Genomic DNA, 20,774 nt, shown 5'->3' with positions numbered 1-20,774 from the left:
AATCAATTTTTCTTTTGGGCCGCGGTCCGCACCGTTTCCAGGACAAGTGACTTTTTGCTATTTCGTTCCTGCCAGAAGACGGTTACCTGTATCAAAGAACAGAGGATTTTCAGGTCTCCCAAAGTTTCGCCGATTTCATATTGGGGAGTGACCCTGATCCGATAAACAAATTCTTCCTCCTGGCCTTCGTACGTGCCGGCCTCCAGACTGACGAGTTCACAGTTTTTCTGCAGCACCTTTTCAGCTATCAGGAGAGCTTGATTATTTTTCCAAATCCCTGCTTCAACCCGAAAAGTGGAGCTTAAAATCTGGAGAAGGACTACCAGCATCAGGCCTACCAGAGTAGTCGCGACTAAAACTTCCAGGAGACTGAAACCCGCCGCACCTGAAGTATGAGACCTGGCTTTTGGGCGATAATTCATCTAAGCCCGCCCGCCCCATTCACCTTCCTTCGACCTTGAGGTTTATCCTACCGGTTACGGTCTCAATCTCCACGCGGTATTGCCTACCGGTGGAATCTGCGAATCCCAGCCTGCCGCCGCTGGAACTCCCGTCCCGGTAAAAAATTATGAATCCCGTCCTTCTATCAATATCTTCCCACACCAGATGCGGGTTTTCCAGACGCAGGCCGGGAAAAGCACCATGACTGGCGAACCCTTCCACCCGGTAACGCCCGGCTTTAATGTCCACCCGCAGTCGCACCCGTTGATGCCTGGTGACGGCTTCGCTCCTGGCAGTCCGCAAAATCGACAGGAACCGGCGTATATTTGCCCGTTCCTGCTCCCGTTTATAACTTTTTAACAGGTCCGGCAGCACCAGGCCCATGAGAAGGGTCAGCAGAGCCAATACTGCCAAAAGCTCCAGAAGAGTAAAACCACTCTCCTGCCCTCGAAACAATTGTTTGGAAGTTTGAGAAGCGCCCCGTATCACCGCAGTATCGGCAACCTTCGGTACTGTCATCGCAGTACCTTCTGTTTCCGGCAAGATATCCTCCTAAACCGTTTTTCCTATCAGAGTTACGTTAGGGAGCGGACTGCCAGTTGGAAATGTCCTGATTTTCTCCTTCTCCTCCGGGCGCGCCGTCGGCTCCTAAAGAATATAAATCGTAAGCACCGTGTTCTCCCGGAGATTTATAGACATAATCCCTGCCCCACGGGTCCTTGGGAACCGGCTTATCCAGATAAGGCCCCCCCCAGGAAGGCAGGTTGCCTGGTTTTTCTCTTAAAGCTTTTAGCCCTTCTTCGTCGGTGGGGTAGCGGCCCACATCGAGATGAAAAAGATCCAGGGCGGTGGCTAGAAACTGCATCTGGGCTGCCGTCGATTTTTGTTTCGCCTTCCCGACTCGCCCCATGAGCCGAGGCGCCACAAGGGCAGCCAGCAAGCCCAGGATAAACAGAACAATCATTAATTCAATAAGGGTAAACCCTCGATCTTTCCGGTCTTTATTAAGCAACGTGAACCTCCAGGCCTAAATTTGGATTTCATAAAGGTTGAGAATGGGCAGGAGCAACGAGACAATGATAAAAGCCACTGCCATGGCCGTGACCAGAATAAGTATCGGCTCCAGAAGGGCCAGCAGTCTCCGGATGGCTTTTCTGGCTTCCTTTTCCAGAGAGTCCGCGGCTGATAAAAGCATTTCGGCGAGATGTCCGGTTTCTTCTCCGATGGCCACCATTTGCAGGAATAGTTCCGGAAACATCCCTACTTTTTTCAGCATCACGGAAAGTTGTTTGCCTTTTTCGACGCTATCCAAAACGCTTTTTATGGCACTGGCCAGATAGCGGTTATTCACCGAGGTGATGACCACCTGGAGAGAGGCAACCAGGGGTACACCATTATTTAATAATGTCCCTAGAGTCTTGGCAAAAAAGGCCGCAGCCACGTTCCGGGTCAAAGTTCCCAGCAACGGCGCCTGGATGCGGAAACGATCCAACCAGAGCTGGCCTTTGGAACTTCTCAATAATCGGCTAATTGACCATATCAGGATAGCCAGGAATAAGGCCAGCACCCACCAATAGGAACGAAACATTTGGCTAATCCACAAGAGCATTCGGGTGCTCCAAAAAAGTTCCTGGCCCATCTCTTGAAAGAACGATTCGAACCGAGGGACGACATACAGGAGCATAAGGACCAAGGAAAGGCTCCCCATTCCCGCCAGGATCATAGGATAAATCAAGGCGGTGAAAAGGTAACTGCGGAATTCGCTAACCGTCTGCAAATAGTCGCTCAGACGGGACAGAGATTCATCCAGAAAACCGCCGGTTTCACCGGCCTGTATCAGGCTGACGTACAAAGGCGAAAAAGCCTTATGCCGGCTCAGCGAATCGGAGAGCGTCTTACCCCCTTGCAGATCCCGGAGAATCTGATTGATCACTTCCTTCATGCCCGATCGGGAAGTCACCTCTTTCAGGGCTTGCAGACTGCGGTCCAGGGGCAATCCGGCTTTCAAGAGGTCAGCCAGTTCCTCGGTAAAGAGGACTACCTCTCGCGACGAAACCCGTCGACCTCGCCGGAAAGAAAGTTTACCTTGCCAAGCCGAGGGTGCGGGATCGAGGCTAATGCGTAAAGGGATGAGTCCACCATGCTGCAGATGCAGTACAACCAGGCCTTCCTCCCGGGCTTCCAGGGTTCCCTGAATGATGTTGCCCTTGAGGTCGGAAGCCCGGTAGTGATAAAGCGGCATGGTTACTCCTGGGTGACCCGCAGCACTTCCTGGCTGGTGGTGAGACCTTGGGCCACCTTGGCCCAACCATCAGCCGCCAGGGTTTGCATACCCTGCTGGATAGCCGCCTGCCGTAAAGAACTGGCATCGGCTCGCTGCAGGATGAGTTTCCGCAATACTTCATCTACCAGAAGTAATTCATACATACCGCTACGCCCTTGAAAGCCTGTATGGGCACAAGCAGGGCAGCCCTGACCGAAATATAATTGGGGAGGCGATTCGCCAAATATCTGATGCGCCTCTTTTCTACTCTCCTCGGAATTGAGAGGAACTTTGCATTCGGGGCAGATCATCCGTACCAGTCGTTGGCCCAGAATGCCTAAAATGGCCGAAGCCAGTAAGAAATCCTCAATCTCCATCTCCAGCAGCCGAGTGATGGCTCCGGCCGCGTCATTGGTATGCAGGGTACTGAAGACCAGGTGGCCTGTGAGGGCTGCGTGAATAGCGATTTCAGCGGTTTCCCGGTCCCGGATCTCTCCCACCAGCACCACGTCCGGGTCCTGTCGAACGATATGTCGTAAACCCCGGGCGAAGGTAAGGCCGATGGAGGGTTTCACCTGCATCTGAGTTACCCCGGACAAGCGGTATTCCACCGGGTCTTCGATGGTAATAATTTTTTTTTCCAGGGAATTAATCCGTTCCAGAGCAGCATAAAGAGTAGTGGTTTTGCCGCTGCCGGTGGGACCGGTAACCAGGATCATGCCATAGGGTTTGTGGATGAGAGCATCGAATTGCTGCAACTCCCGAGGAGGGAAGCCCAGCCGGGACAGATCGAGGATGACCTTACCCCGATCCAATATCCGGATAACCATGGACTCACCCATAAGTGTGGGCACCGTGGAGACCCGGAAATCGATGTCCGAACCTTGAACTTTGAGTCGAAACCGGCCGTCCTGGGGGAGACGGCGTTCAGCGATATCCAGCCGGGCCATAATCTTCAACCTGGACAACACTGCGGCCTGTAGTCCCTTGGGAGGAGATTCGGCTTCGTGGAGAATGCCATCCTTGCGATAGCGGACTCGAAAGTCATTTTCAAACGGCTCTAAATGGATATCACTGGCCCCCAGCTGGATAGCCCGAAGTAATAGGAGATTCACTAATTGAATGATGGGGGCTTCACGGGCCATATCCCGCAGATGGCCGATTTCGGAGGTCTCTTCACTTTCCAGATCCAAGTCCTCGGCATCCAGGTCGTCCACCAGACGTGACATGGGACTGCCGGGCTCATAAACCGTTTGGATAACTTCCAGAATTTCTTCTGCCGGAGCCGGCAGGATAACTACGGGTTTGCCCAGGGCCACTTCCAGGGCCGCCCGTAACGCCTCATTTTCAGGGGTGGCCATGGCCAGCAATACCCGACCGTCTTCATGCTTCAAAGGAATTACTTGATTTTCCCTTAGATAGCGGACAGATAGACCTGGGAAAGCTTCAATCACACCGATGTCTTTGAGATGGGGACTCATCCCTTTTTCCCTTAAAATGTAAGGTATTTATCAAAATAATCCTTCTAATCCTTTTCGCGAGCGACCGGTTTTAATAGACATATTAACAGTGGATTTAGATCAACAGGCATCAATTCGGCAGACGCGGCTTAAGCGACTTTTCTAATAAACCATAAAGCCTCAGCACTTGACTGACAAATTGCTTGGTCTCTTTGATTTCCGGAACCTGGTAGCCCGCCTGCGCCACTCGGCGGGGACCAGCGTTGTAAGCAGCAATGGCCAGGGGCAGAGAGCCGTCAAAAGAATTCAACAGATGCCGGAGGTACCGGCTGCCCCCCATAATGTTCTGCCGAGGATAGAACGGGTCCTGGACCCCCAGGTCGGCCGCAGTTCCCGGCATTAACTGCATCAGCCCCATGGCACCCTTGGGGGACACCGCCCCAGGTACAAAGTTGGACTCCATCCAAATAACGGATAAAATTAGAGATGGCGGCAACTGGTAGGCGTTAGCCGCTTCCACCACGATGGGCGCCAGATCCGGAGCAATCCAGTCCAAAGCTGGAGGAATTGGCAGAACTGCCAAGAGTGGCGGCTCCGATTTTTTTGTAATGATATGCAATGGGCCCTTGAGATCCCGCTGAACCACCATTGATGGTTGGGGTTCGCCGGTCCCTGGCGGGGAGGGCTGGGCCAGGGTATGGGCAAGTCCTTCCCTCAGACGTAGGCGTTGGGTTGATACCGCCGCTAACCCTGTCGGTCTCGAGGTGACCACCACGTTACTGATCTGAATCACTCCCTTCTTAGTACGGCGGTAACGGATGGGTCCTTCCAGGATCAGGGGTCGGGAGGTGTCCTGCCGGCATCGGCGGGAAGCCAACGTCTCCCGGTGGCGCTGGATGGATTTTTGGTCAAGGATAAGGATTTGAGAGGCTGAACTGATCTGGCTGGCCAGAGGGAGGGCTTCCAGGTCTACCGGGGTATCCGGTATTTGAGGGGTAGAGCGTTGGTGCTCCCCCCGAGTTGTTAGTGGACTAGATTCTTTTTCAGCGGGTAAAGAGGTTATCTTGGCAACGACCGCGGCCGGCGTCACGACTAAGGATATAACGAGGAATATGGTTAGCTTTTTTAAGCTCATGGGTAGTTGACCCGGAGCGCTGCGGGTGCAGGCGGTTCAAATAAAAAACCTTGAGTCCGTGTGGACCCAAGGATTGCACCCAGCTTAACTTGTTCCTCGGGGGGGGCGGAGGAGATTTTCCCTACCTCCTGCTGCCTGGCCTGATCCAGCTTTACGTCGGACTACGGCACTTTCGTTACAGGCAGGTCTTCTGACTCCCGGATCATCCTAGTCCCTGCGCCTTCCCATTCCCTTCAGGTAAACAGTGGCAATTGCAGGTTTCGTCCCCGGTTACAGCGGCGGGACCGTGCCGGATTTGCACCGGCTTCCCTATTAAGCCCAAGGGGGCACCTGAAGCGAAATGATTATATTGTGAATCTATTCTTTTTGTCAACGGAAAAAAGTTGAATTCAGTTTCAATATCAATAAACCAATCTGGACGCGCCGGGGTCCGACTAACCCAGAGATTTTGAGACGATCTGGCTCAGGGGTGTCCTGGAAGAAAACAGGCGCATTTTTAGGGCTCGTCTTTAAATACGGAGACGAACATGATAGCTCGGGAAGATTGAATTATACGGTGTTATTATTATCTTGTAATAAAATCTAATCAACCTATAGAAAGTTTTTTCTCTTGACAAAGACGGCAAATCAAATTATACACTTTTTTAGTTTCAGGCACCCCAAGGGGTTTAATAGGGAAGCCGGTGCGAACCCGGCGCGGTCCCGCCGCTGTAACCGGGGACGAAACCTGCAATTGCCACTGTTTACCTGAAGGGAATGGGAAGGCGCAGGGACTAGGATAATCCGGGAGTCAGAAGACCTGCCTGTGAGCTTATTGGTATACCCACGAGGTAATGGGTATGCCTGGGTTATGAAGAGAAGGCAAATCTTTATAGCCAAGCCAGGGATCAAGTAATCTGGGTGCAATCCTTGGGTCCGCACGGACTCAGGGATTTTTTTTTGATCATCCCTTAGTTTTTTGGGGCCGGATGGGACAAAAGAGTAAGTATATTGAAGGAGAATATTGGAAATTATCAGCTCGGCTTTCAAGAGCTCATTGGGGATAGAGATTTCAACCGATCCAAAATGGGAATCGTTGGCTTAACACCATGCAGGTCATAAGAGCCACTAAAATTTTTTTAGGACTCCCGGAGAATTGCTTGCGTGAAATAGCAGCGTCTTCGAAGAAAGAGGTTTTTCCAAAAAGATTTCTTCTGAGTCAGACAGGAGAAAGCATTGACCGCATTGGTATTGTCATGTCGGGAACGGCAGAGATGAGAGTGAAGGATAGGTATGGTGAAACGATACGATTCCATCTCCTCGGAGACGGGGAGCTTTTTGGGGAGATGGCTGCTTTGGAAAATGGCTCCTCCCTGTATGATATTGAGTCCTTGACGACTATGGAAGTTCTCCTCCTGTCCAGAGAGAGCTTCCTGAAACTGAGCGTCCATTCGGCCATGATGCGAAATGTCTATCAGTTGATCGCTGAACGACTGCAACTGCTTTGTCAAGCCCTCATTTCCCTGGAAAGAAGGTTGATCCCGGGAATGGCAAAGCAGGAATACAATGTCATCACCAAGGCGGTTCAATTTATTGATGAGAACTATCATGAGGCGTTGACTTTGGACAAGGTCTGTCAAATCAGCAACTTGAGCAAATTTCATTTTGTCCGGAAATTCAAGGAAATCATGGGACTGTCTTTCAAAGAATACCTCAACCGCAAACGGGTGACCCAGGCCAAAGCACTCATGAAAGATGATAACTTGAATATTTCCGAGGCCTGTTATGCCGTTGGGTTTGGTGATCTATCTTACTTTGGAAGAGTTTTTAGAAAAATTGAGGGCCGAAGTCCCTCGGAATACAAAAAGAGTTTGAAAACCCAGCCGTGACTAGCAATAAAATCTTTAATCTTCACCATTTTCTTTATGGCAAAGATTAATAGAAAGGTGCCTTATCGGTTATTATCGCTCCTTAACCCTCGGTTTAGGGGTTGGGGGAATCCGGTTATGTTGCCAGAGTTATAAGGTTTCATCAAATGAGCAACTTCGTCTCATAAATCAGCAATTCTGTCCAAGCCCTCCCAATTTATCTTTGTTAGAATATGTTCCAATGGGAATATTTTTTCAAACAAAAAATCTCGAACCTTAACTGAGATCGAAAAATTGTGGGGGAAGGAATTATGACAGGGTTGCTAATTTCTTTATGGAGAGATGAGGCTGGCGCGACAGCCATAGAGTATGGTTTGATCGTTGGTATTATGGCGGCAACGCTCATAACGGCCTTGGGCACGTTCAGTGAAAAGCTCGAATCGCTCTTCTCAGCGATTAATACTAAACTATCAGAGGCAGAATCCAAAGTGAAAGGGGAGGGGACGTAAAATAGAGGAACGACGAGGTGGGCTGGAAAACCGATGGGTGAGCTATAAGTAAGCCAGCGTCTCAGAGGATAAAGAACTGATACCAATTACACCTGGGAGAGGTTGGAAGGTTGAGTAAATACAGAGAGGAGGATATCAAACAAGATTGGAAGTTCTTGAGCCAGCCGTTGTCGTTCTGGTGTTTCTTGCAGTCTATACCGATCTCCGCTGGCGGCGCATCCCTAATGTACTGACCGTATCGGGAGCCCTGGCTGGGCTGGCTCTGAATATGATAATCCTGGGTCCGACGGAAGGCTTGCGGATAGCCTGCCTGGGGCTGGTCGTCGGTCTGGCGTTGCTTCTGCCTTTTTTTGCTCTCGGAGGCATGGGCGGAGGAGATGTCAAGCTGTTGGCTGCCCTGGGGGCCTGGGTGGGGCCGGGGCGCGTGTTCAATATTTTTTTGTATGCGGCGCTGGCCGGCGGTATTGCCAGCATAATCATGCTCGCGCTTCAGGGAAGACGTGCGAACTTCAAGGAGGTGGCCCACGACGTGCTCTTTTTTTTCCTGACCCAGACCTGCCAGCCAGAAAGAAGAGACGGACCAACTCTGGCATACTCCCTCCCCATTGCTGCCGGGGTTCTTGGGGCCATCGTTTTTGGAGACCTGGTGTGAATTTTAGACAAAGTGGAGCTTGGGACGAACGGGGGGGCGCGGCAGTGGAATTTGCGCTGGTCCTGCCGGTGTTGCTTATTATTCTCTTCGCAATTTTAGAATATGGCTGGTATCTGACCTACCAGATCACCTTATCGCACGCCGTCATGGCAGGGGCGCGGACCGGCGTAAAAGCGAGAGAGTGGGATGAGAGCAGTCCACAGGACCCTGAGGCGTTAGCCCGGTCAGCAGTGCAGCAAAGCTTCTGGATATCCGGTGGTCTTGATCCATATATTGTGGTGGATGTGGATGATGAATTGACGTTTCCTCGCCTGCTTGAGGTTAAAGTTCTTAATCTCCCCTACAGTTCTCTTACAGGCTATCTCCCCGATGTCCTGGTGCCGAAAACATTAAGTGCCAAGGCTGTTATTGCCTTTCCCTGATATGCACAGAGACTTTTTTTACCAGGCGATAGATATCGATTATGGATTGTTGACGGGACACCGCGGCTATCAATATGCCAATTTTAAGGTTTATTAGGTCGATCCGGATAACGAGGGTATATGAAGCGACTGCGCGGATTGTTGGTATTGGGCTTGGCGTTGCTCCTGGGGCTGGCGGCGGCCAAAGCGGTCTTTGTGTATCTCAGTTCCAAACCGAAAACCGAAAGTAAGCCGGAAATTGTAGCAAAACCGGCGCCGCCTCCCAAAGCCGTCAACCTGACGGAGAACATCCCGGTGGGCATGCGGGCGGTGAGCATCAAGGTCGACGAGGTAACTGGCGTTTCACGGAAAGTCATTAAGGGAGATTGGGTGGACGTGCTGGCGACCACGCCGTTGCCTGGGTCACCCCATACCTCCGTCGCCAGACTTGTCTTGGACCGGGTTCAGGTTTTTGATGTTACCCTGGAGGCTGACACCAAGGGACAATCGAAGCAAAAGGGAGAAAAAGACTGGACCGTCACATTATTAGTCACCCCCGATCAAGGAGCGACCCTTTTAGCTGCCGCGTCGCAGGCAAAAATCAGTCTGTTAGCCCGCCAGGCTAATGATGCTAGGCCTCACAATTTTCGGGATATTGCCTTCGCGCACCAGGAGGGGACCGCCTTCTTGTTGAAACCCGACGGCGACGCTACGGATTGGATCCATCCGGGAATGAGGGCCGTTACCCTGAAAGTTCGGGATACAGATGGTATTTGCGCCAACTTGCGCCGGGGCGACCGAGTGGACGTGCTCCTGACCTGCCCTTTCAGTAGATTTGCCAGCGGTGGCAACGTCGCCGCCGGCGCTCAGGGTACGGTAACGGACTATGAAATGGTAACGCGGACCCTCCTGCAAGACGTGGAGGTCCTGGTGAGCGAAAAAGGTCTCGAACCAAATACCGAGGACAATGAGCCGGTCCGCCTTGTAACTCTACAAATGACACCCCACGATGCGGAGAAAGTGACTTGCGCCCTGGATGCCACCAGCAAGGATATCATTCGGTTAGTGTCCAGGAACAAGCGCGACCGCCGGTTGGTATGCTCGCCGGGCCAGGAGCTCAGCTCTCTCTTGATGAGAAAAAAAGAATATAACCGTATTGATGTCTATAAAGGGACCAGGGCCCATGTAAAACCTTTCTTTAAGGAATACGAGTAATAGAGTCGGCCGCCAGGTGGCGCCGTGTTGGGCTCTCCTGGCCGACGCCACGACGTGGAACGCGGCACAGCCAAACCTGGCAAGGAAAAAATATAAGAGAAACTTTTATCCCGAAGGACGCGGCCAGGTTGACAAACTGCCCGGTGCGGGTAATGCAGCTTCAGAAGGAATGTATTTGAGTCGTTGGTTAAGCATCGTTTTGCTGTTTTTTCTGTTGACTTCCGGGAGGGCGGTTTTGGCTGAAAATGAATCCGACTTCGCCAGCAAGGCAGGCAGGATAGTCATCGCCCCCCACATGTCTTTTGTGAAGCGCACGCAGCGGCCCATCACGAGAGTCGTGCTGGCTAACCCTAGCCTGGCCGACGCCGAGCTTCTTACCCCCACCCAGTTGTTCATTGTCGGCAAAGTTAAACAGGGGGTCACGTCTCTGACATTGTGGCACGGAGATAATTATGCCGAGACCTACGAAATCGTAGTCAGTTTTGATGACAAGGTCTGGAACGACGTTCAGGCAGCGATTCGCCGCCTCGTGCCCCGGGCCCGGGTGAAGGTCGAGCGCCTGCCCGAGGGGGTGATGCTAGACGGCGCCGTGGAAAGCCAGGGCGACCTTGATAAAGTAGATAAAATCGCCAAATTTTTTTTTGGTGAATGTACCAATATGATTACCGTGATGGGTTCCCAGCAGGTGCAGTTGGAAGTGAAGGTTGCCGAAGTCTCGCGGTCGGGCATCAAACAGCTCGGCCTCGGGTTCCTTTTGGATAAGGATTATAAGGTGGCCGTTTTCCCCAGCGGCACCGCCGCCGGCGCCATGGCGGGAGATCGGACGACGGTCTCCCAGTGGCCGACGGGAAGCAGCGATACCAAGACATCCTCCCTGGCGTCCGTCGCCGCCCTCGCCTCCCCCTACAGCTCGGCGTTCCAGGCGCTAGTCCATGGTTTGAATGACGATATCCTAGGCATTGTGAGTCTCCTCCAGGGACAGGGATTGACCAGACTGCTGGCCAGTCCCACCTTAGTGACCATGAGCGGCCAGGAAGCCCATTTCCTGGTGGGCGGAGAGATACCTTACCAAACAGTTGGTTCAACGGGCACACCCGGCACTGATTTTAAGAAATTTGGCGTCATGCTCAAATTCACCCCTTATGTGTTGGGTGACGAGACCATCACCATCTCCGTTGATCCGGAGGTCAGCGCCCCGGATTATACCTTGGGGACTACTACTTCCAGTGGTACAACGGTGCCCGGTCTGATCACCAGAACTGGGCATAGCACTTTGCAGCTCAAAGACGGCCAGGTCTTTGCCATGGCCGGCCTGCTCCGAGACGATTTCCGCTCTACGGTGAAAAAAATTCCATTTCTGGGAAACCTGCCCATTCTCGGAACCCTCTTTACCAGCAAAGAGTTTCAACGGAGTGAGACCGAGTTGATGATCATTGTCAAACCGAAAATTGTCCGGGCCCTGAACCCTCAGGAAGTTCCGGCCCTGCCCGGCAGTAATATGGAGCGGGACGTAAGCGACCTGGATTTCTTCATACTGAATCGGGGGTGGCCGAAAACGGGCGCTTCCAGCGCCCCCCCCCCCGCCAAGGCCCCCAGTTTTGTGGGAGAAATCGGGTTTTCCCGTTGAGCGGCCCAATCTCAGGCCGGCGGGAGAACCGCGCGCCGCAGAAGACCGGAACCTTGACGGGGGCATTTATCGGTCAGAAAGATGCGGCGGCGGCAAGATTCGCCGAAGAGGTGCGGCCTTTTGTGGAAATTACCGACTGGCTGCCGGATCCTTCCCAGGGCTATGGCGCCATCAAAGGCTCAGCGCCGGCCTTGGTTTTCGCGCACCTGGGCGATGACCCGTGCAACGGGTTGGGCCTGGTCAAACGTCTCGTCAAGGCCGCCCCCGGGACCCTGGTTTTCATCCTGGCCCCCCACAAGTCCCCCGATCTCATCCTTGAAGCCTTCCGTCTGGGCGCCGCGGACTTCCTGGTCTGGCCTGTCAATAATGGCGAAGCCCTGGCCGCGGTCAGGAGGGCTGTGGAAAATGTCGGCGCAGCGCCGCGTCCGGGGGAAATTTATACGGTTTTCAGCCTGAAAGGCGGGCAGGGAATCAGCACCGTGGCGCTGAATCTGGCCGATCACGTCCAGCGGCTCAGCGGCGACAAAGTGCTGCTCATCGATCTCAACCTCTATTTGGGGGATATCGGCGTGCGGCTGAATCTGGGCGCGCCCTATAGCCCCTTCGATCTACACAAGGACCTCCACCGGCTGGACCGGGACCTGCTGTTCTCATCGCTGCTGAAACACGAAAGGGGATTTTATATCCTTTCCTGCCCCGATGAAATCAGCGATGCCGACCGCCTTCAGGGTGACGATGTTACGCAAATGCTCTCGGTTCTTACCAACTACCTGGATTATCTGATAATAGACCTGCCCCATGATTTTTCGACGCGGTCCCTGGCCGCCCTGGAGGCGGCGGACAACATATTACTCCTGGTTCAGCAGGAATTGGCTGCCGTCAAGATCACCTTACGGGTGTTGGATTTTTTCCGGGAGCTCGGATACGACAGAAATAAGATTCATTTGATACTCAACCGCTATCTGTCCCGGAGCGAGCTCGAGGCCGACGATCTGAGTAACATTCTGCAGCAACCGGTTTTCGCGACCCTGGCAAACGATTACAAGGCGGTAAGCGACAGTATTGCCACGGGGAAAACCGTGGACCTGTCGAGTGGGAACAGCCCTTTCAATCGTGATGTCAAAAAGTTGGCGGCGAAACTGACCGGCATAACCGTCCGGGAATCAGCGAGGCCCCTGTGGCAGCAGGCCTGGTCCCAGGTTCTGCATGGATTCTCCCGCAAGAAAGAGGCGACGGCCGTATGAAGCTCAGCGACAGTTTACGGGCGGGACGACGCTTGTCCCCGGTAAAGCCGCGGGCAGGCATCGATGACCAGCTTCACCAGCGCACCTACAACTCCGTTAAATCCAAGGTGCATTTTCGCCTCGTGGAGGAGCTTGATCTGGCCACGGTCACCGACCTGCCTCGTGAGGAATTGGCCGCGGCCGTCCGGCAGACCTTGCAGGAAATCACCACGGTGGAGCAACTGCCGTTGAACCAGACCGAGCGGTCCATGCTGGTGTCTGACCTCATGAATGAGATTATGGGCCTGGGGCCCTTGGAGCCGCTTATGGCCGACCCGACCGTCCAGGACATCCTGGTCAACGGACATGCCCAGGTGTACGTAGAAAAAAGCGGCCTTTTGACCCTGAGCGCCACCCGGTTTCGGGATGACGAACACCTGATGCAGATCATTGACCGCATCGTCACGGCCGTGGGAAGAAGAGTGGACGAATCGTCACCCATGGTTGACGCCCGGCTGGCCGACGGCTCCCGGGTCAACGTGGTTATTCCTCCCCTTTCCCTCTGCGGCCCGGTGCTTTCCATCCGCAAGTTTGCCCACCAGGCCCTCACAGTCGAGGCTCTGATAGACAATCAGTCCATTACCCCGGAGATCTATGAGTACATGCGGGCCGCAATCAAATCCCGATTGAACATCCTGATCTCGGGCGGCACCGGGGTTGGCAAGACTACCTTCCTTAATATCTTATCGGGATTCATCCCTGAAGCCGAGCGTATCATCACCATTGAAGACAGCGCCGAACTGCGCCTCCACCAACCCCACGTCATTAGTTTGGAGGCCAGGCCGGGAAACACGGAGGGGCGGGGGAGCGTCACCATGACTGACCTGGTTCGGAACAGCCTGCGCATGCGCCCCGACCGGATCATCGTGGGTGAGGCCCGGGGCGGCGAGGTCATGGATATGCTGCAGGCCATGAACACCGGCCATCCGGGCTCTATGAGCACCATTCACGCCAATTCTCCCCGCAACGCCTTGAGCCGCATTCAGGTAATGGCTGATATGGGTGAATCCAGCTTCTCCGAGCGGGCCCTGCGGGGCTTGATCGCCAGCGCCATCAACGTCATCGTGCAGCTCAACCGGCTGGCGGACGGGAAGCGTCGGGTCACCAGCATATCGGAAGTTACCGGAATGCAGGGGGAAACCGTCACCTCCCAGGACGTCTTTGTGTTCGAGCAGCACGGCATCGGCGCCAGGGGGGCGGTGTACGGCGTTTTCCAGGGAACGGGAGTAGTCAGCTCCTATCTTGATCATTTCCGCAGCCACGGCATAAACCTTAACACGGATATATTCTCTTTTCAAAGTCACGTGAGGTGACCGGTATGACCGCACTCATCGCCGGCCTTGTCTTCCTGACCGTATTCGGGCTCGTCCTTGCCTTTTATTTTGGTTATGAGGACCTCAAACAGGCCAGGAAGGATCAGTTGATCCGGAGTCTCACGGTGGGCCGCCGGAGAGGCGACCGGATGCCGGAGGAGGAAGCGGTTCGCCAGGAGACCAGGTTCCTGACAATGCTGCTGACCCGCGTTGATTTGAGCGGCCTGGAGACATTGATTCAATCTGCCTGGGCGGGCCTTAGTCTCGAGCGCTTTTTCCTGGTATCGGTTTGTTGCGGTTTTGTTTTCATGCTCCTCCCCCTCCTTCTATTCGGGAACGCCGTCCTGAGCTTCCTGGCTTTCGCAGCCGGCCTCTGCCTGCCCTTGGGGGTTCTCATGATCAGGCGGGCCCGCCGGGAGGAGAAGCTGGTGGCGCAGCTTCCCGACGCCATCGACACCATAGTGCGGAGCCTCAAGGTCGGGCAATCGGTGGATGCCGCCACCCTGGAAGTGGCCCGCGGCTTCCCGCCCCCCATCGGCGCCGATTTCCGCGCCATCAACGAGGAAATGGCCATGGGGCTGCCGTTTGAAACGGTTATAAAAAATTTCCAGCGGCGCTACCCCCGGCTGCCAGATGTGCGGATTCTCTGCGCCACCTTCGTTATCCAGAGGGAAACGGGCGGCAAGCTGACGGATATTCTGGCCGGATTGGCCAGCACCATTCGAGCCAGGTTACACTTCCAGCGCCGGGTGAGAGCCTCTACCGCCGAAGGCAGGACCACCGCTTTCATTCTGGGGATCTTACCGTTGGGTTTTGCCGCCGTCACCTGGCTCTTGAGACCGGAGTATATGCGCGTTTTTCGGGATCACCCTCTGGGCCGGAAGCTCCTCGTGGTGGTGATTCTTATGGAGGCGGCGGGTTTTCTCGTCATGCGCGCCATGTTGAGGGTCAAAGTATGAATCCATGGAGCCTCACCGCCGCGGTATTATCCTTTGCGGGGGTAACCACACTGGCCTATTATCTGGGCCGTCTGGCTGAGCAAAGGCTCTACACCCGGTTAATTAAAAGAAGTCTCACGGCAGGCCGGGACAGGCCCAAGTCTTTCTTCGGCGATGCTGCGCCTCAACGGCTGCTGACCGAGGTTGTCCTTCCCCTGGGACGCCTGGCGGCCCCGTCGGGTGAGGAAGATCTGGCCGTCATCAGGCGCCTTCTTTGCCAGGCCGGATACCGTTCGGCTCCCTATAATCTGGTTGAGGCTTATTTCGGGCTGCGAGCCCTGTTGGCTTTGGGGCTCGGCGCCCTCTATGTGCTCTGGCTATTTTTCGCCGGAGGGTGGACGTCAAGAAGTCTGCTCATTCTTTTCCTGCCGCTGACTGCAGGTTATTATCTCCCCGCGGTGATATTGCGCCGCCAGGCTTCCGAGCGCCGCCTGAAGATCTGGCAGGAGCTGCCCGACGTCTTGGATCTGTTAAATATCTGCATCGAAGCAGGGCTCAGTCTGGACAGTGCCCTATATCGCGTCAGCCGGGAGCTGCGGGATATAGCCCCGGTGCTTTCGCGGGAACTGGCCCAATACTTCCTTGAAATCCAAAGCGGCCTTCCCAGAAAGGAGGTCCTGGAAAAGATTGTTGACCGGAACCAGGTGAATGCCTTGAGCGGAGTGGTAAACGTGCTCATGCAATCCAGCCGCCTGGGAACGGATATCGCCGAATCCCTGAAGGTCTATTCCGTCTCCTTAAGGACCGAACGTATGCAGGCCGCGGAGGAGCAAGGGGCCAAGGTCTCCACCAAACTGACGTTTCCCATGACAATGCTGATCCTGCCGGCCCTCCTCCTGGTGGTCCTGGGTCCGGCCATGATTAAGATGCTTGAAAAGCTCAGTCAGCATTTTTAGCGTCAAGCCGGAAATATTTTCCTGGTCGGGCCGATGAATACGGCGGGCGCGGCCCGCCCTATAACATTTTTTCTCTCGATGAAAATCGGCTGTTTTTATGCTTCGTTGTGTTCCTCAGAACATGAGCACTTGTATAAAAACAGTGAGCCGTGAGCCGTGAGCCGTGAGCAGCAAAAACATTATTGTGAGCAGCCGCCACGATTCTGTTTTTATGCTTCGTTGTGTTCCTCAGAACATGAGCACTTGTATGAAAGATGGTGGTGCAGGCTTTCCAGCCGGCACGCTGATGCACAGGCCTGGAGGCCTATGCTACCAGTCATTCTTTCATGCTTCGTTGTGTTCCCCAGAACATGTGACAACCGGGTCGGCATTGCGGTACTCGAGGCGCCATGATTAAGGGCTGATGAAAATGACTCGTAAAATGACTTTTGCTGCGAAAGCAGGATTAATACCAAGGATACTTCTCGTCCTGTCTCTGCTGGGACTGCTGGTCCCGAGTCTGTGGGGGTGCTCTCGCAAAACCGCCTCTTCTCAGGAGCGCCAGATGGCCGAGATGACTAAACGGGCCGAAATGCAGAACCAGGAGAAATGGGAAAAAGAAAAGCCGAAGCCCAACCACCTGGAGCTGGCCCGGGCACTGGTGGACAAAGGCCTTTTCCAGGTGGCCCTGGTGCAACTGGAGCAGGCCCAGGATACCGCTGGAAGGACATGCGAGGTTTACCACCTTACGGGCCGGTGTTATTTAGGATTGGGCCAGTATCCCAAGGCCTTGGAGAGCTTCCGCCGAGCCTTGTCGATTGACCGGAGCTATGCTCCCTCTCATAACGGCCTGGGCCTGGCCCTGGATCTTTCGGGGTCGAGAGAACAAGCCTGGGAATCCTACCAGAAAGCCATTGAGCTCAATCCGGCCAGGGCCGACTTCTACAGCAACTTGGGGTTTTCCAAGCTCATGGCGGAACGCTTCCAGGAAGCGGAGAAATACCTCCGGGAGAGCCTCGTTCTGAATCCGGATTTAAAAATTGCCGTCAATAACCTGGCCTTGTGCTACGCCCTGCAGGGACGGTTCGATCAGGCCGCGGCGCTGTTAAAACAATATAGCCCTCCCGCGGCCGCGTCCAACAATCTCGGAGTCCTCTACGAAATCAACGGCAACCGCAAGGCGGCCTTGCAGCACTATCGAACGGCCCTCAGCATAGACGAAACCCTCCCGGCCGCGCAAGCAAACCTGGGGAATCAGGGGGACTCGCGGCAAGATCGCAAGACTGCGAAACCGTGATGGAGAAGCATGTATGCAACGTTTAATCCTATCATCTCTCTTGCTAGCGACCCTGCTGATGCTGAGCAGCGGCTGCGCCCATGACCCTGATAACTACGGCCAGTCTTACCAGCAGTGGTTTGAGGCCCAGGTTAAAAATCCCGACGCGCCGGCCAACCCCAGCCCGGCCGCGACCCTGCCGGGAGAAATCGCCATGGAAATCCAGAAAAAGCGGTATATCCCAATGTTGACCGAGAAAAAGAAGGATAACAAAGGCAAGGTTCAATCACAGTTTGACACCCAATCAAATGACTAGTCGGCATCGGGAAACCTGGACCGGGGCCTTATCATCTGCTTTGGCAGCCGGTATGTAACTTTTTAGATTTACTCTCGAAGAGAACAAAGTCATCATGTTGAGCGATGAAAAAGGAAGTGTCGCCGTCGTTGTGGCGGTCTGCCTCTTCGCACTGGTGGGGGTGCTGGGCTTCAGCCTGGACACCGCTTTTCTCTATGTGGAAAAAAACCATACGCAGAATGCCGTGGAAGCCGCCGCCCTGGCAGGGGCGACAAACTTGTGCGCGGGAGACCAGGAAGATATCGAGGCCATTGTCCGGAACGTCGCCGCGGAAAACGGCCTTACCGGGGCTAATCATGAGGTGTTCGTAACCTTCGGCTTCTATGACGAAATGAACGACTATGGCGACTTCCCCGTGTATAAAGATTTTGTCGAGAAAAGCGGCATGCCGGCGGGGGAATACGTCAACGCCGTGGCCGTGGCCTGCCTCACCAATAACGTCACGCTGACCGGGCTCAATAAAAGCGGGACCGTCGCTGCCATGGCGGTAGCCTTTTTAAGGCGGTTCGACATGGTAAGTCTGGACGGCGACATCTTGCTGGGACACAACAGCCAATGGCAAAACTGCACCTTTTATAGCAACGGCGATATCAAGTATCCGGCCAGCGCTTCCATGAGCGGCAAATCATATGGCCCCCCGACTTTCTCCGATTGCCGCCTCCTGTGCGCCGGACAGATGCTGGAATGCCCGGTAACCGTCAAGACATCCTGGTCAGGAAGCAAAATGACCATTAATTGGGATGGCGGTTCGCCGCATGCCTTGGCCGGGGCTCAGACGGGCGTGTCTCCCATCACCGAGATCCGCCCGGTGGATGAAGATTATCTGAAAATCTGGAAGGCGCGGGCCGATGTTATCTATACGCCGGCCGACGCCGGGAAAGACAATGTCTTCTACAGCACGTCTTCCTTCCTGTATCTCGGGAAGTATCATTACAACTTTGATTTGGGCGGACTGGCTGGTTCCGAGCGCCGGGTGATCTTCTTCGACGCCGGCAATCCCCCCCCCGACGACTACCGGGTTCTGATCGGTCCAAAGCCCTCCACTACCGATATGTCGCATACCCCGAACGGCTATACGATCAGCAATCTCACCTTTGTAACCACCTGCCCGATTCTGATAACACATTTACAAACCAGTGTTTACCCCAATCTCAGCTTGGGTAGCGAGGGTCAGGAACAGGTGCTCATCATCTCCCCCAAAAGTATAGAAATGTGGACTCACGGGGTCCTGTCGGAAGGCGTGGTGTTCCGCACCGGCGGGGACTTTCTGGTACGGGGCGCCCGTTCCGCCAAAATGAGGGTCATTGCGGATGGCGACATCGACGGCGATACCGACGGGGTAACGACCCGGCTTTATTACGGGATGCTCTCTCAGCCCGGCGACTGCCGCTTCGGTCCGCCCTGTCCGCCGGTTATACCTAAATTGGGGGTGCTGGAGTCCTCGGGGAATTAAAACAAACCCGGCTCACGGGGTGGAAACCGGAATGGTAAGTACCTCAAAGTCTTTCCGGTCGGTCCGGATCTGCAGGTGCGTTGCCAGGGGCTGTTCGCTCTCGGCAGTGTAGCGAACCTGGAGGCGATAGGCCCGGCCTGGAATAAGGGGCTCGACATAGCAGGTGAGTCCCTCACCGGCCGCGTTTTGGACCTGGAAGGGCACTTCGTCGTGACTGCGGATGGTGACTTCGCCGGAATATTTCTGCTTCGGGCACTGGGGACAGCGAATGTGGGTAAGGACGAGCCGCGCCGGATAAGCCGCCACTGCCGGGGTTATCCGTCCGAACACCGGGACCACGATTCTTTCCTTGCCCGGGAAATTCGTCCTGAGCAGCAACCGGCCCCGGTAACTTCCGGGAGTATGTAAAAGATTTTCCGCCTTCAGAAGAAATCTCCGGCCAGGGGTCAGGGGCGAGATCGCCACCCGAATATTCCGGGCGACGTCATTGAGATCGGCGTGCACCTTCAGACGGGTTTCACCTCTCCAGATAAGTTCCAGTTGCTGCTCCAGGGGCCGGCCAGCCAGGCCCGTGAGAAAAATCCGGTCTGGCGTGATGCTCAGCAGCGGGGTAATCTGCGCCATAACTTTTACCAGCGCTACTGGCAAGGCCGGGTCGTTGGAATGCACGGCGGTTTTGAAGGTGCGCTCGCCATTGACTCCTGTCGTGTTGATTCTGATCTGGATCTCGTCTTTACCACCGGGGGGAACCTCCGGCGGGAAGTCCAGCACCGTGATCCCACAGCACCCCGTCTCCACTTTCCGAATGTGCAAGGGAGCACCTCCCGTGTTCCGGACCTGGATTCGGGTTGTCAGCACCGCGCCTTCCAACACCTTCCCCAGGTTCAGAGACTCGGACTCGAAACGGATGACGGGAGCATCCGGGGGGGGCTGGCTCGCAGCAGTATGACTTGTCTGGCTGAACAGCAGCCAGAGGCCGAGGAGAGCAGCACCGAAGGCTCTATTTATATTGCTGGCGGGCATAAGGACGACCTCCCACCCAAAGCGTTACGGTTACGGGGCCGTTTTCCCCCGAATTTCTGCGGTAGAGATCGGCATGCTGGGCCATAAGGTCGCGGTGCTGACTGGCCTGGTCAGCCGGGAGCCGTATCCAAATCTCACCGGGCGGCGGCTGAATGTTGCCGAAAGGACCGGATTCCGGCGCCGGCATCGGCCCCTGGGCCGCTGACCCGCTGGTGGCCGACCGACCGTGTCTGGCCTCGTATTGCAGGGCCCAGACCGGATTGTGGGTTTGGACGGACAGGGTCGGCAAGGTGGCCTTGGCTTCGGCCTCGTACAACTGGTGGCGCACCTGGACAGCCTCAGCCTCGGCCAGATGCATAGGATCCACCGCTAGGGTTCCAGTCGTCCTGAGCGGCTGGACAGGTTTTACGGTGGGAGTCGCCGGCATTCCCGCAGCTTTGCTCCCCTGGCCCGGCGAGGGAGCCGGGCGGACCGCCGGAGCCGCCACCGTAGGCTCATCACCTGAAAAGAATTGCCCTTTTGCCAAAAAGGTGAGCAATACTAGGCCGGCCAGCACGGCCAGCCCGATAACAAGGCGCTTATCGTTCATACGCCCTCTCCCTTTTTCTGTTTGCATAAAAACAGAATGAATTTGTAGGATGGGCAATG

21 protein-coding genes and 2 riboswitches are annotated in these 20,774 nt (G+C 54.9%); of the genes, 13 read left to right on the top strand and 8 right to left on the bottom strand.

Going from position 1 to position 20,774, the window contains the following annotated elements; genetic code table 11:
* Positions 1-2 precede the first annotated feature (2 nt).
* The 6 genes from DESAC_RS03965 to DESAC_RS16450 all read right to left on the bottom strand — a co-directional run bounded on the left by DESAC_RS03965 (position 3) and on the right by DESAC_RS16450 (position 5,299).
* Positions 3-422 (bottom strand): hypothetical protein, encoded by a 420-nt coding sequence (locus DESAC_RS03965; protein WP_013705791.1) that lies wholly within the window; start codon positions 420-422, stop codon positions 3-5.
* Positions 423-441: 19 nt separating this feature from the next.
* Complete coding sequence (locus DESAC_RS03960) at positions 442-960, bottom strand: GspH/FimT family protein (RefSeq protein ID WP_041283792.1); 519 nt, start codon at positions 958-960, stop codon at positions 442-444.
* Between the two features lie 61 nt (positions 961-1,021).
* Entirely contained in the window at positions 1,022-1,453 is a 432-nt protein-coding gene (gene gspG / locus DESAC_RS03955; protein WP_013705789.1) for a type II secretion system major pseudopilin GspG, read from the bottom strand.
* A 15-nt stretch (positions 1,454-1,468) separates the two neighbouring features.
* A complete protein-coding gene (locus DESAC_RS03950; protein WP_013705788.1) occupies positions 1,469-2,683 on the bottom strand; it encodes a type II secretion system F family protein in 1,215 nt (404 codons plus the stop codon).
* A gap of 2 nt (positions 2,684-2,685) precedes the next feature.
* Positions 2,686-4,185, bottom strand: coding sequence for a type II secretion system ATPase GspE (gene gspE / locus DESAC_RS03945; protein ID WP_013705787.1), 1,500 nt, complete (start codon positions 4,183-4,185; stop codon positions 2,686-2,688).
* A 109-nt stretch (positions 4,186-4,294) separates the two neighbouring features.
* The gene (locus DESAC_RS16450; protein WP_013705786.1) at positions 4,295-5,299 is read right to left on the bottom strand and encodes a lytic transglycosylase domain-containing protein; all 1,005 of its coding nucleotides are present in this window, start codon (positions 5,297-5,299) and stop codon (positions 4,295-4,297) included.
* Between the two features lie 163 nt (positions 5,300-5,462).
* Positions 5,463-5,648: riboswitch (cobalamin riboswitch) on the bottom strand.
* Positions 5,649-5,934: 286 nt separating this feature from the next.
* A riboswitch (cobalamin riboswitch) is annotated at positions 5,935-6,120 on the top strand.
* 267 nt (positions 6,121-6,387) lie between these two features.
* On the opposite strand from DESAC_RS16450, the gene DESAC_RS15015 reads away from it, so the two are divergent.
* The 13 genes from DESAC_RS15015 to DESAC_RS03875 all read left to right on the top strand — a co-directional run bounded on the left by DESAC_RS15015 (position 6,388) and on the right by DESAC_RS03875 (position 19,103).
* Positions 6,388-7,167, top strand: a complete 780-nt coding sequence (locus tag DESAC_RS15015) for a helix-turn-helix domain-containing protein (protein WP_013705785.1) — start codon at positions 6,388-6,390, stop codon at positions 7,165-7,167.
* A gap of 290 nt (positions 7,168-7,457) precedes the next feature.
* Entirely contained in the window at positions 7,458-7,655 is a 198-nt protein-coding gene (locus DESAC_RS16925) for a Flp family type IVb pilin (protein ID WP_013705784.1), read from the top strand.
* Positions 7,656-7,800: 145 nt separating this feature from the next.
* Positions 7,801-8,307, top strand: a complete 507-nt coding sequence (locus DESAC_RS03925; protein ID WP_013705783.1) for an A24 family peptidase — start codon at positions 7,801-7,803, stop codon at positions 8,305-8,307.
* Positions 8,304-8,729: a TadE/TadG family type IV pilus assembly protein gene (locus DESAC_RS03920; RefSeq protein WP_013705782.1), complete on the top strand. Its 426-nt coding sequence runs from the start codon at positions 8,304-8,306 to the stop codon at positions 8,727-8,729. The genes DESAC_RS03925 and DESAC_RS03920 overlap by 4 nt, the downstream gene beginning before the upstream one ends.
* Positions 8,730-8,849: 120 nt before the next feature.
* Positions 8,850-9,923 (top strand): Flp pilus assembly protein CpaB, encoded by a 1,074-nt coding sequence (cpaB, locus tag DESAC_RS15010; RefSeq protein ID WP_013705781.1) that lies wholly within the window; start codon positions 8,850-8,852, stop codon positions 9,921-9,923.
* 235 nt (positions 9,924-10,158) lie between these two features.
* Positions 10,159-11,550, top strand: coding sequence for a type II and III secretion system protein family protein (locus DESAC_RS03910; RefSeq protein ID WP_169311498.1), 1,392 nt, complete (start codon positions 10,159-10,161; stop codon positions 11,548-11,550).
* A gap of 53 nt (positions 11,551-11,603) precedes the next feature.
* On the top strand, positions 11,604-12,794 hold the full coding sequence (locus DESAC_RS03905) for a hypothetical protein (RefSeq protein ID WP_148231174.1): 1,191 nt from the start codon (positions 11,604-11,606) through the stop codon (positions 12,792-12,794).
* A complete protein-coding gene (locus DESAC_RS03900) occupies positions 12,791-14,146 on the top strand; it encodes a TadA family conjugal transfer-associated ATPase (protein WP_013705778.1) in 1,356 nt (451 codons plus the stop codon). The genes DESAC_RS03905 and DESAC_RS03900 overlap by 4 nt, the downstream gene beginning before the upstream one ends.
* Before the next feature lie 5 nt (positions 14,147-14,151).
* Positions 14,152-15,105: a type II secretion system F family protein gene (locus DESAC_RS03895; protein ID WP_013705777.1), complete on the top strand. Its 954-nt coding sequence runs from the start codon at positions 14,152-14,154 to the stop codon at positions 15,103-15,105.
* Positions 15,102-16,040, top strand: coding sequence for a type II secretion system F family protein (locus DESAC_RS03890; protein WP_013705776.1), 939 nt, complete (start codon positions 15,102-15,104; stop codon positions 16,038-16,040). Before DESAC_RS03895 ends, DESAC_RS03890 begins: the two co-directional genes overlap by 4 nt.
* 409 nt (positions 16,041-16,449) lie before the next feature.
* Positions 16,450-17,316, top strand: a complete 867-nt coding sequence (locus DESAC_RS03885; protein WP_169311497.1) for a tetratricopeptide repeat protein — start codon at positions 16,450-16,452, stop codon at positions 17,314-17,316.
* Between the two features lie 13 nt (positions 17,317-17,329).
* Complete coding sequence (locus tag DESAC_RS03880; protein ID WP_013705774.1) at positions 17,330-17,611, top strand: hypothetical protein; 282 nt, start codon at positions 17,330-17,332, stop codon at positions 17,609-17,611.
* A 94-nt stretch (positions 17,612-17,705) separates the two neighbouring features.
* Positions 17,706-19,103, top strand: coding sequence for a pilus assembly protein TadG-related protein (locus DESAC_RS03875; RefSeq protein WP_013705773.1), 1,398 nt, complete (start codon positions 17,706-17,708; stop codon positions 19,101-19,103).
* Positions 19,104-19,115: 12 nt separating this feature from the next.
* Here DESAC_RS03875 and DESAC_RS03870 read toward each other — a convergent pair whose 3' ends face one another.
* Together DESAC_RS03870 and DESAC_RS03865 are read right to left on the bottom strand one after the other, a co-directional pair.
* Positions 19,116-20,126 carry a DUF1573 domain-containing protein gene (locus tag DESAC_RS03870; RefSeq protein ID WP_013705772.1) on the bottom strand — a complete coding sequence of 337 codons (1,011 nt, stop codon included), beginning with the start codon at positions 20,124-20,126 and terminating at the stop codon, positions 19,116-19,118.
* Positions 20,104-20,715, bottom strand: a complete 612-nt coding sequence (locus DESAC_RS03865) for a hypothetical protein (RefSeq protein WP_013705771.1) — start codon at positions 20,713-20,715, stop codon at positions 20,104-20,106. The genes DESAC_RS03870 and DESAC_RS03865 overlap by 23 nt, the downstream gene beginning before the upstream one ends.
* Positions 20,716-20,774: the final 59 nt, after the last annotated feature.

The sequence above is a fragment of the Desulfobacca acetoxidans DSM 11109 genome, from assembly GCF_000195295.1.
Classification (GTDB): domain Bacteria; phylum Desulfobacterota; class Desulfobaccia; order Desulfobaccales; family Desulfobaccaceae; genus Desulfobacca; species Desulfobacca acetoxidans.
Note: the sequence above shows the minus strand (reverse complement) of the source record. Positions and strands in the feature narration are given on the sequence as shown.

Coding starts and splice junctions, on each gene's coding strand:
- DESAC_RS03880 (WP_013705774.1), top strand. CDS start 17,330: ATGCAACGTTTAATCCTATCATCTCTCTTGCTAGCGACCCTGCTGATG.
- DESAC_RS03900 (WP_013705778.1), top strand. CDS start 12,791: ATGAAGCTCAGCGACAGTTTACGGGCGGGACGACGCTTGTCCCCGGTA.
- DESAC_RS03895 (WP_013705777.1), top strand. CDS start 14,152: ATGACCGCACTCATCGCCGGCCTTGTCTTCCTGACCGTATTCGGGCTC.
- DESAC_RS16925 (WP_013705784.1), top strand. CDS start 7,458: ATGACAGGGTTGCTAATTTCTTTATGGAGAGATGAGGCTGGCGCGACA.
- DESAC_RS03875 (WP_013705773.1), top strand. CDS start 17,706: ATGTTGAGCGATGAAAAAGGAAGTGTCGCCGTCGTTGTGGCGGTCTGC.
- DESAC_RS03890 (WP_013705776.1), top strand. CDS start 15,102: ATGAATCCATGGAGCCTCACCGCCGCGGTATTATCCTTTGCGGGGGTA.
- cpaB (WP_013705781.1), top strand. CDS start 8,850: ATGAAGCGACTGCGCGGATTGTTGGTATTGGGCTTGGCGTTGCTCCTG.
- DESAC_RS03865 (WP_013705771.1), bottom strand. CDS start 20,715: ATGAACGATAAGCGCCTTGTTATCGGGCTGGCCGTGCTGGCCGGCCTA.
- DESAC_RS03965 (WP_013705791.1), bottom strand. CDS start 422: ATGAATTATCGCCCAAAAGCCAGGTCTCATACTTCAGGTGCGGCGGGT.
- DESAC_RS03950 (WP_013705788.1), bottom strand. CDS start 2,683: ATGCCGCTTTATCACTACCGGGCTTCCGACCTCAAGGGCAACATCATT.
- DESAC_RS15015 (WP_013705785.1), top strand. CDS start 6,388: ATGCAGGTCATAAGAGCCACTAAAATTTTTTTAGGACTCCCGGAGAAT.
- gspE (WP_013705787.1), bottom strand. CDS start 4,185: ATGAGTCCCCATCTCAAAGACATCGGTGTGATTGAAGCTTTCCCAGGT.
- DESAC_RS03885 (WP_169311497.1), top strand. CDS start 16,450: ATGACTCGTAAAATGACTTTTGCTGCGAAAGCAGGATTAATACCAAGG.
- DESAC_RS03870 (WP_013705772.1), bottom strand. CDS start 20,126: ATGCCCGCCAGCAATATAAATAGAGCCTTCGGTGCTGCTCTCCTCGGC.
- DESAC_RS03960 (WP_041283792.1), bottom strand. CDS start 960: ATGACAGTACCGAAGGTTGCCGATACTGCGGTGATACGGGGCGCTTCT.
- DESAC_RS16450 (WP_013705786.1), bottom strand. CDS start 5,299: ATGAGCTTAAAAAAGCTAACCATATTCCTCGTTATATCCTTAGTCGTG.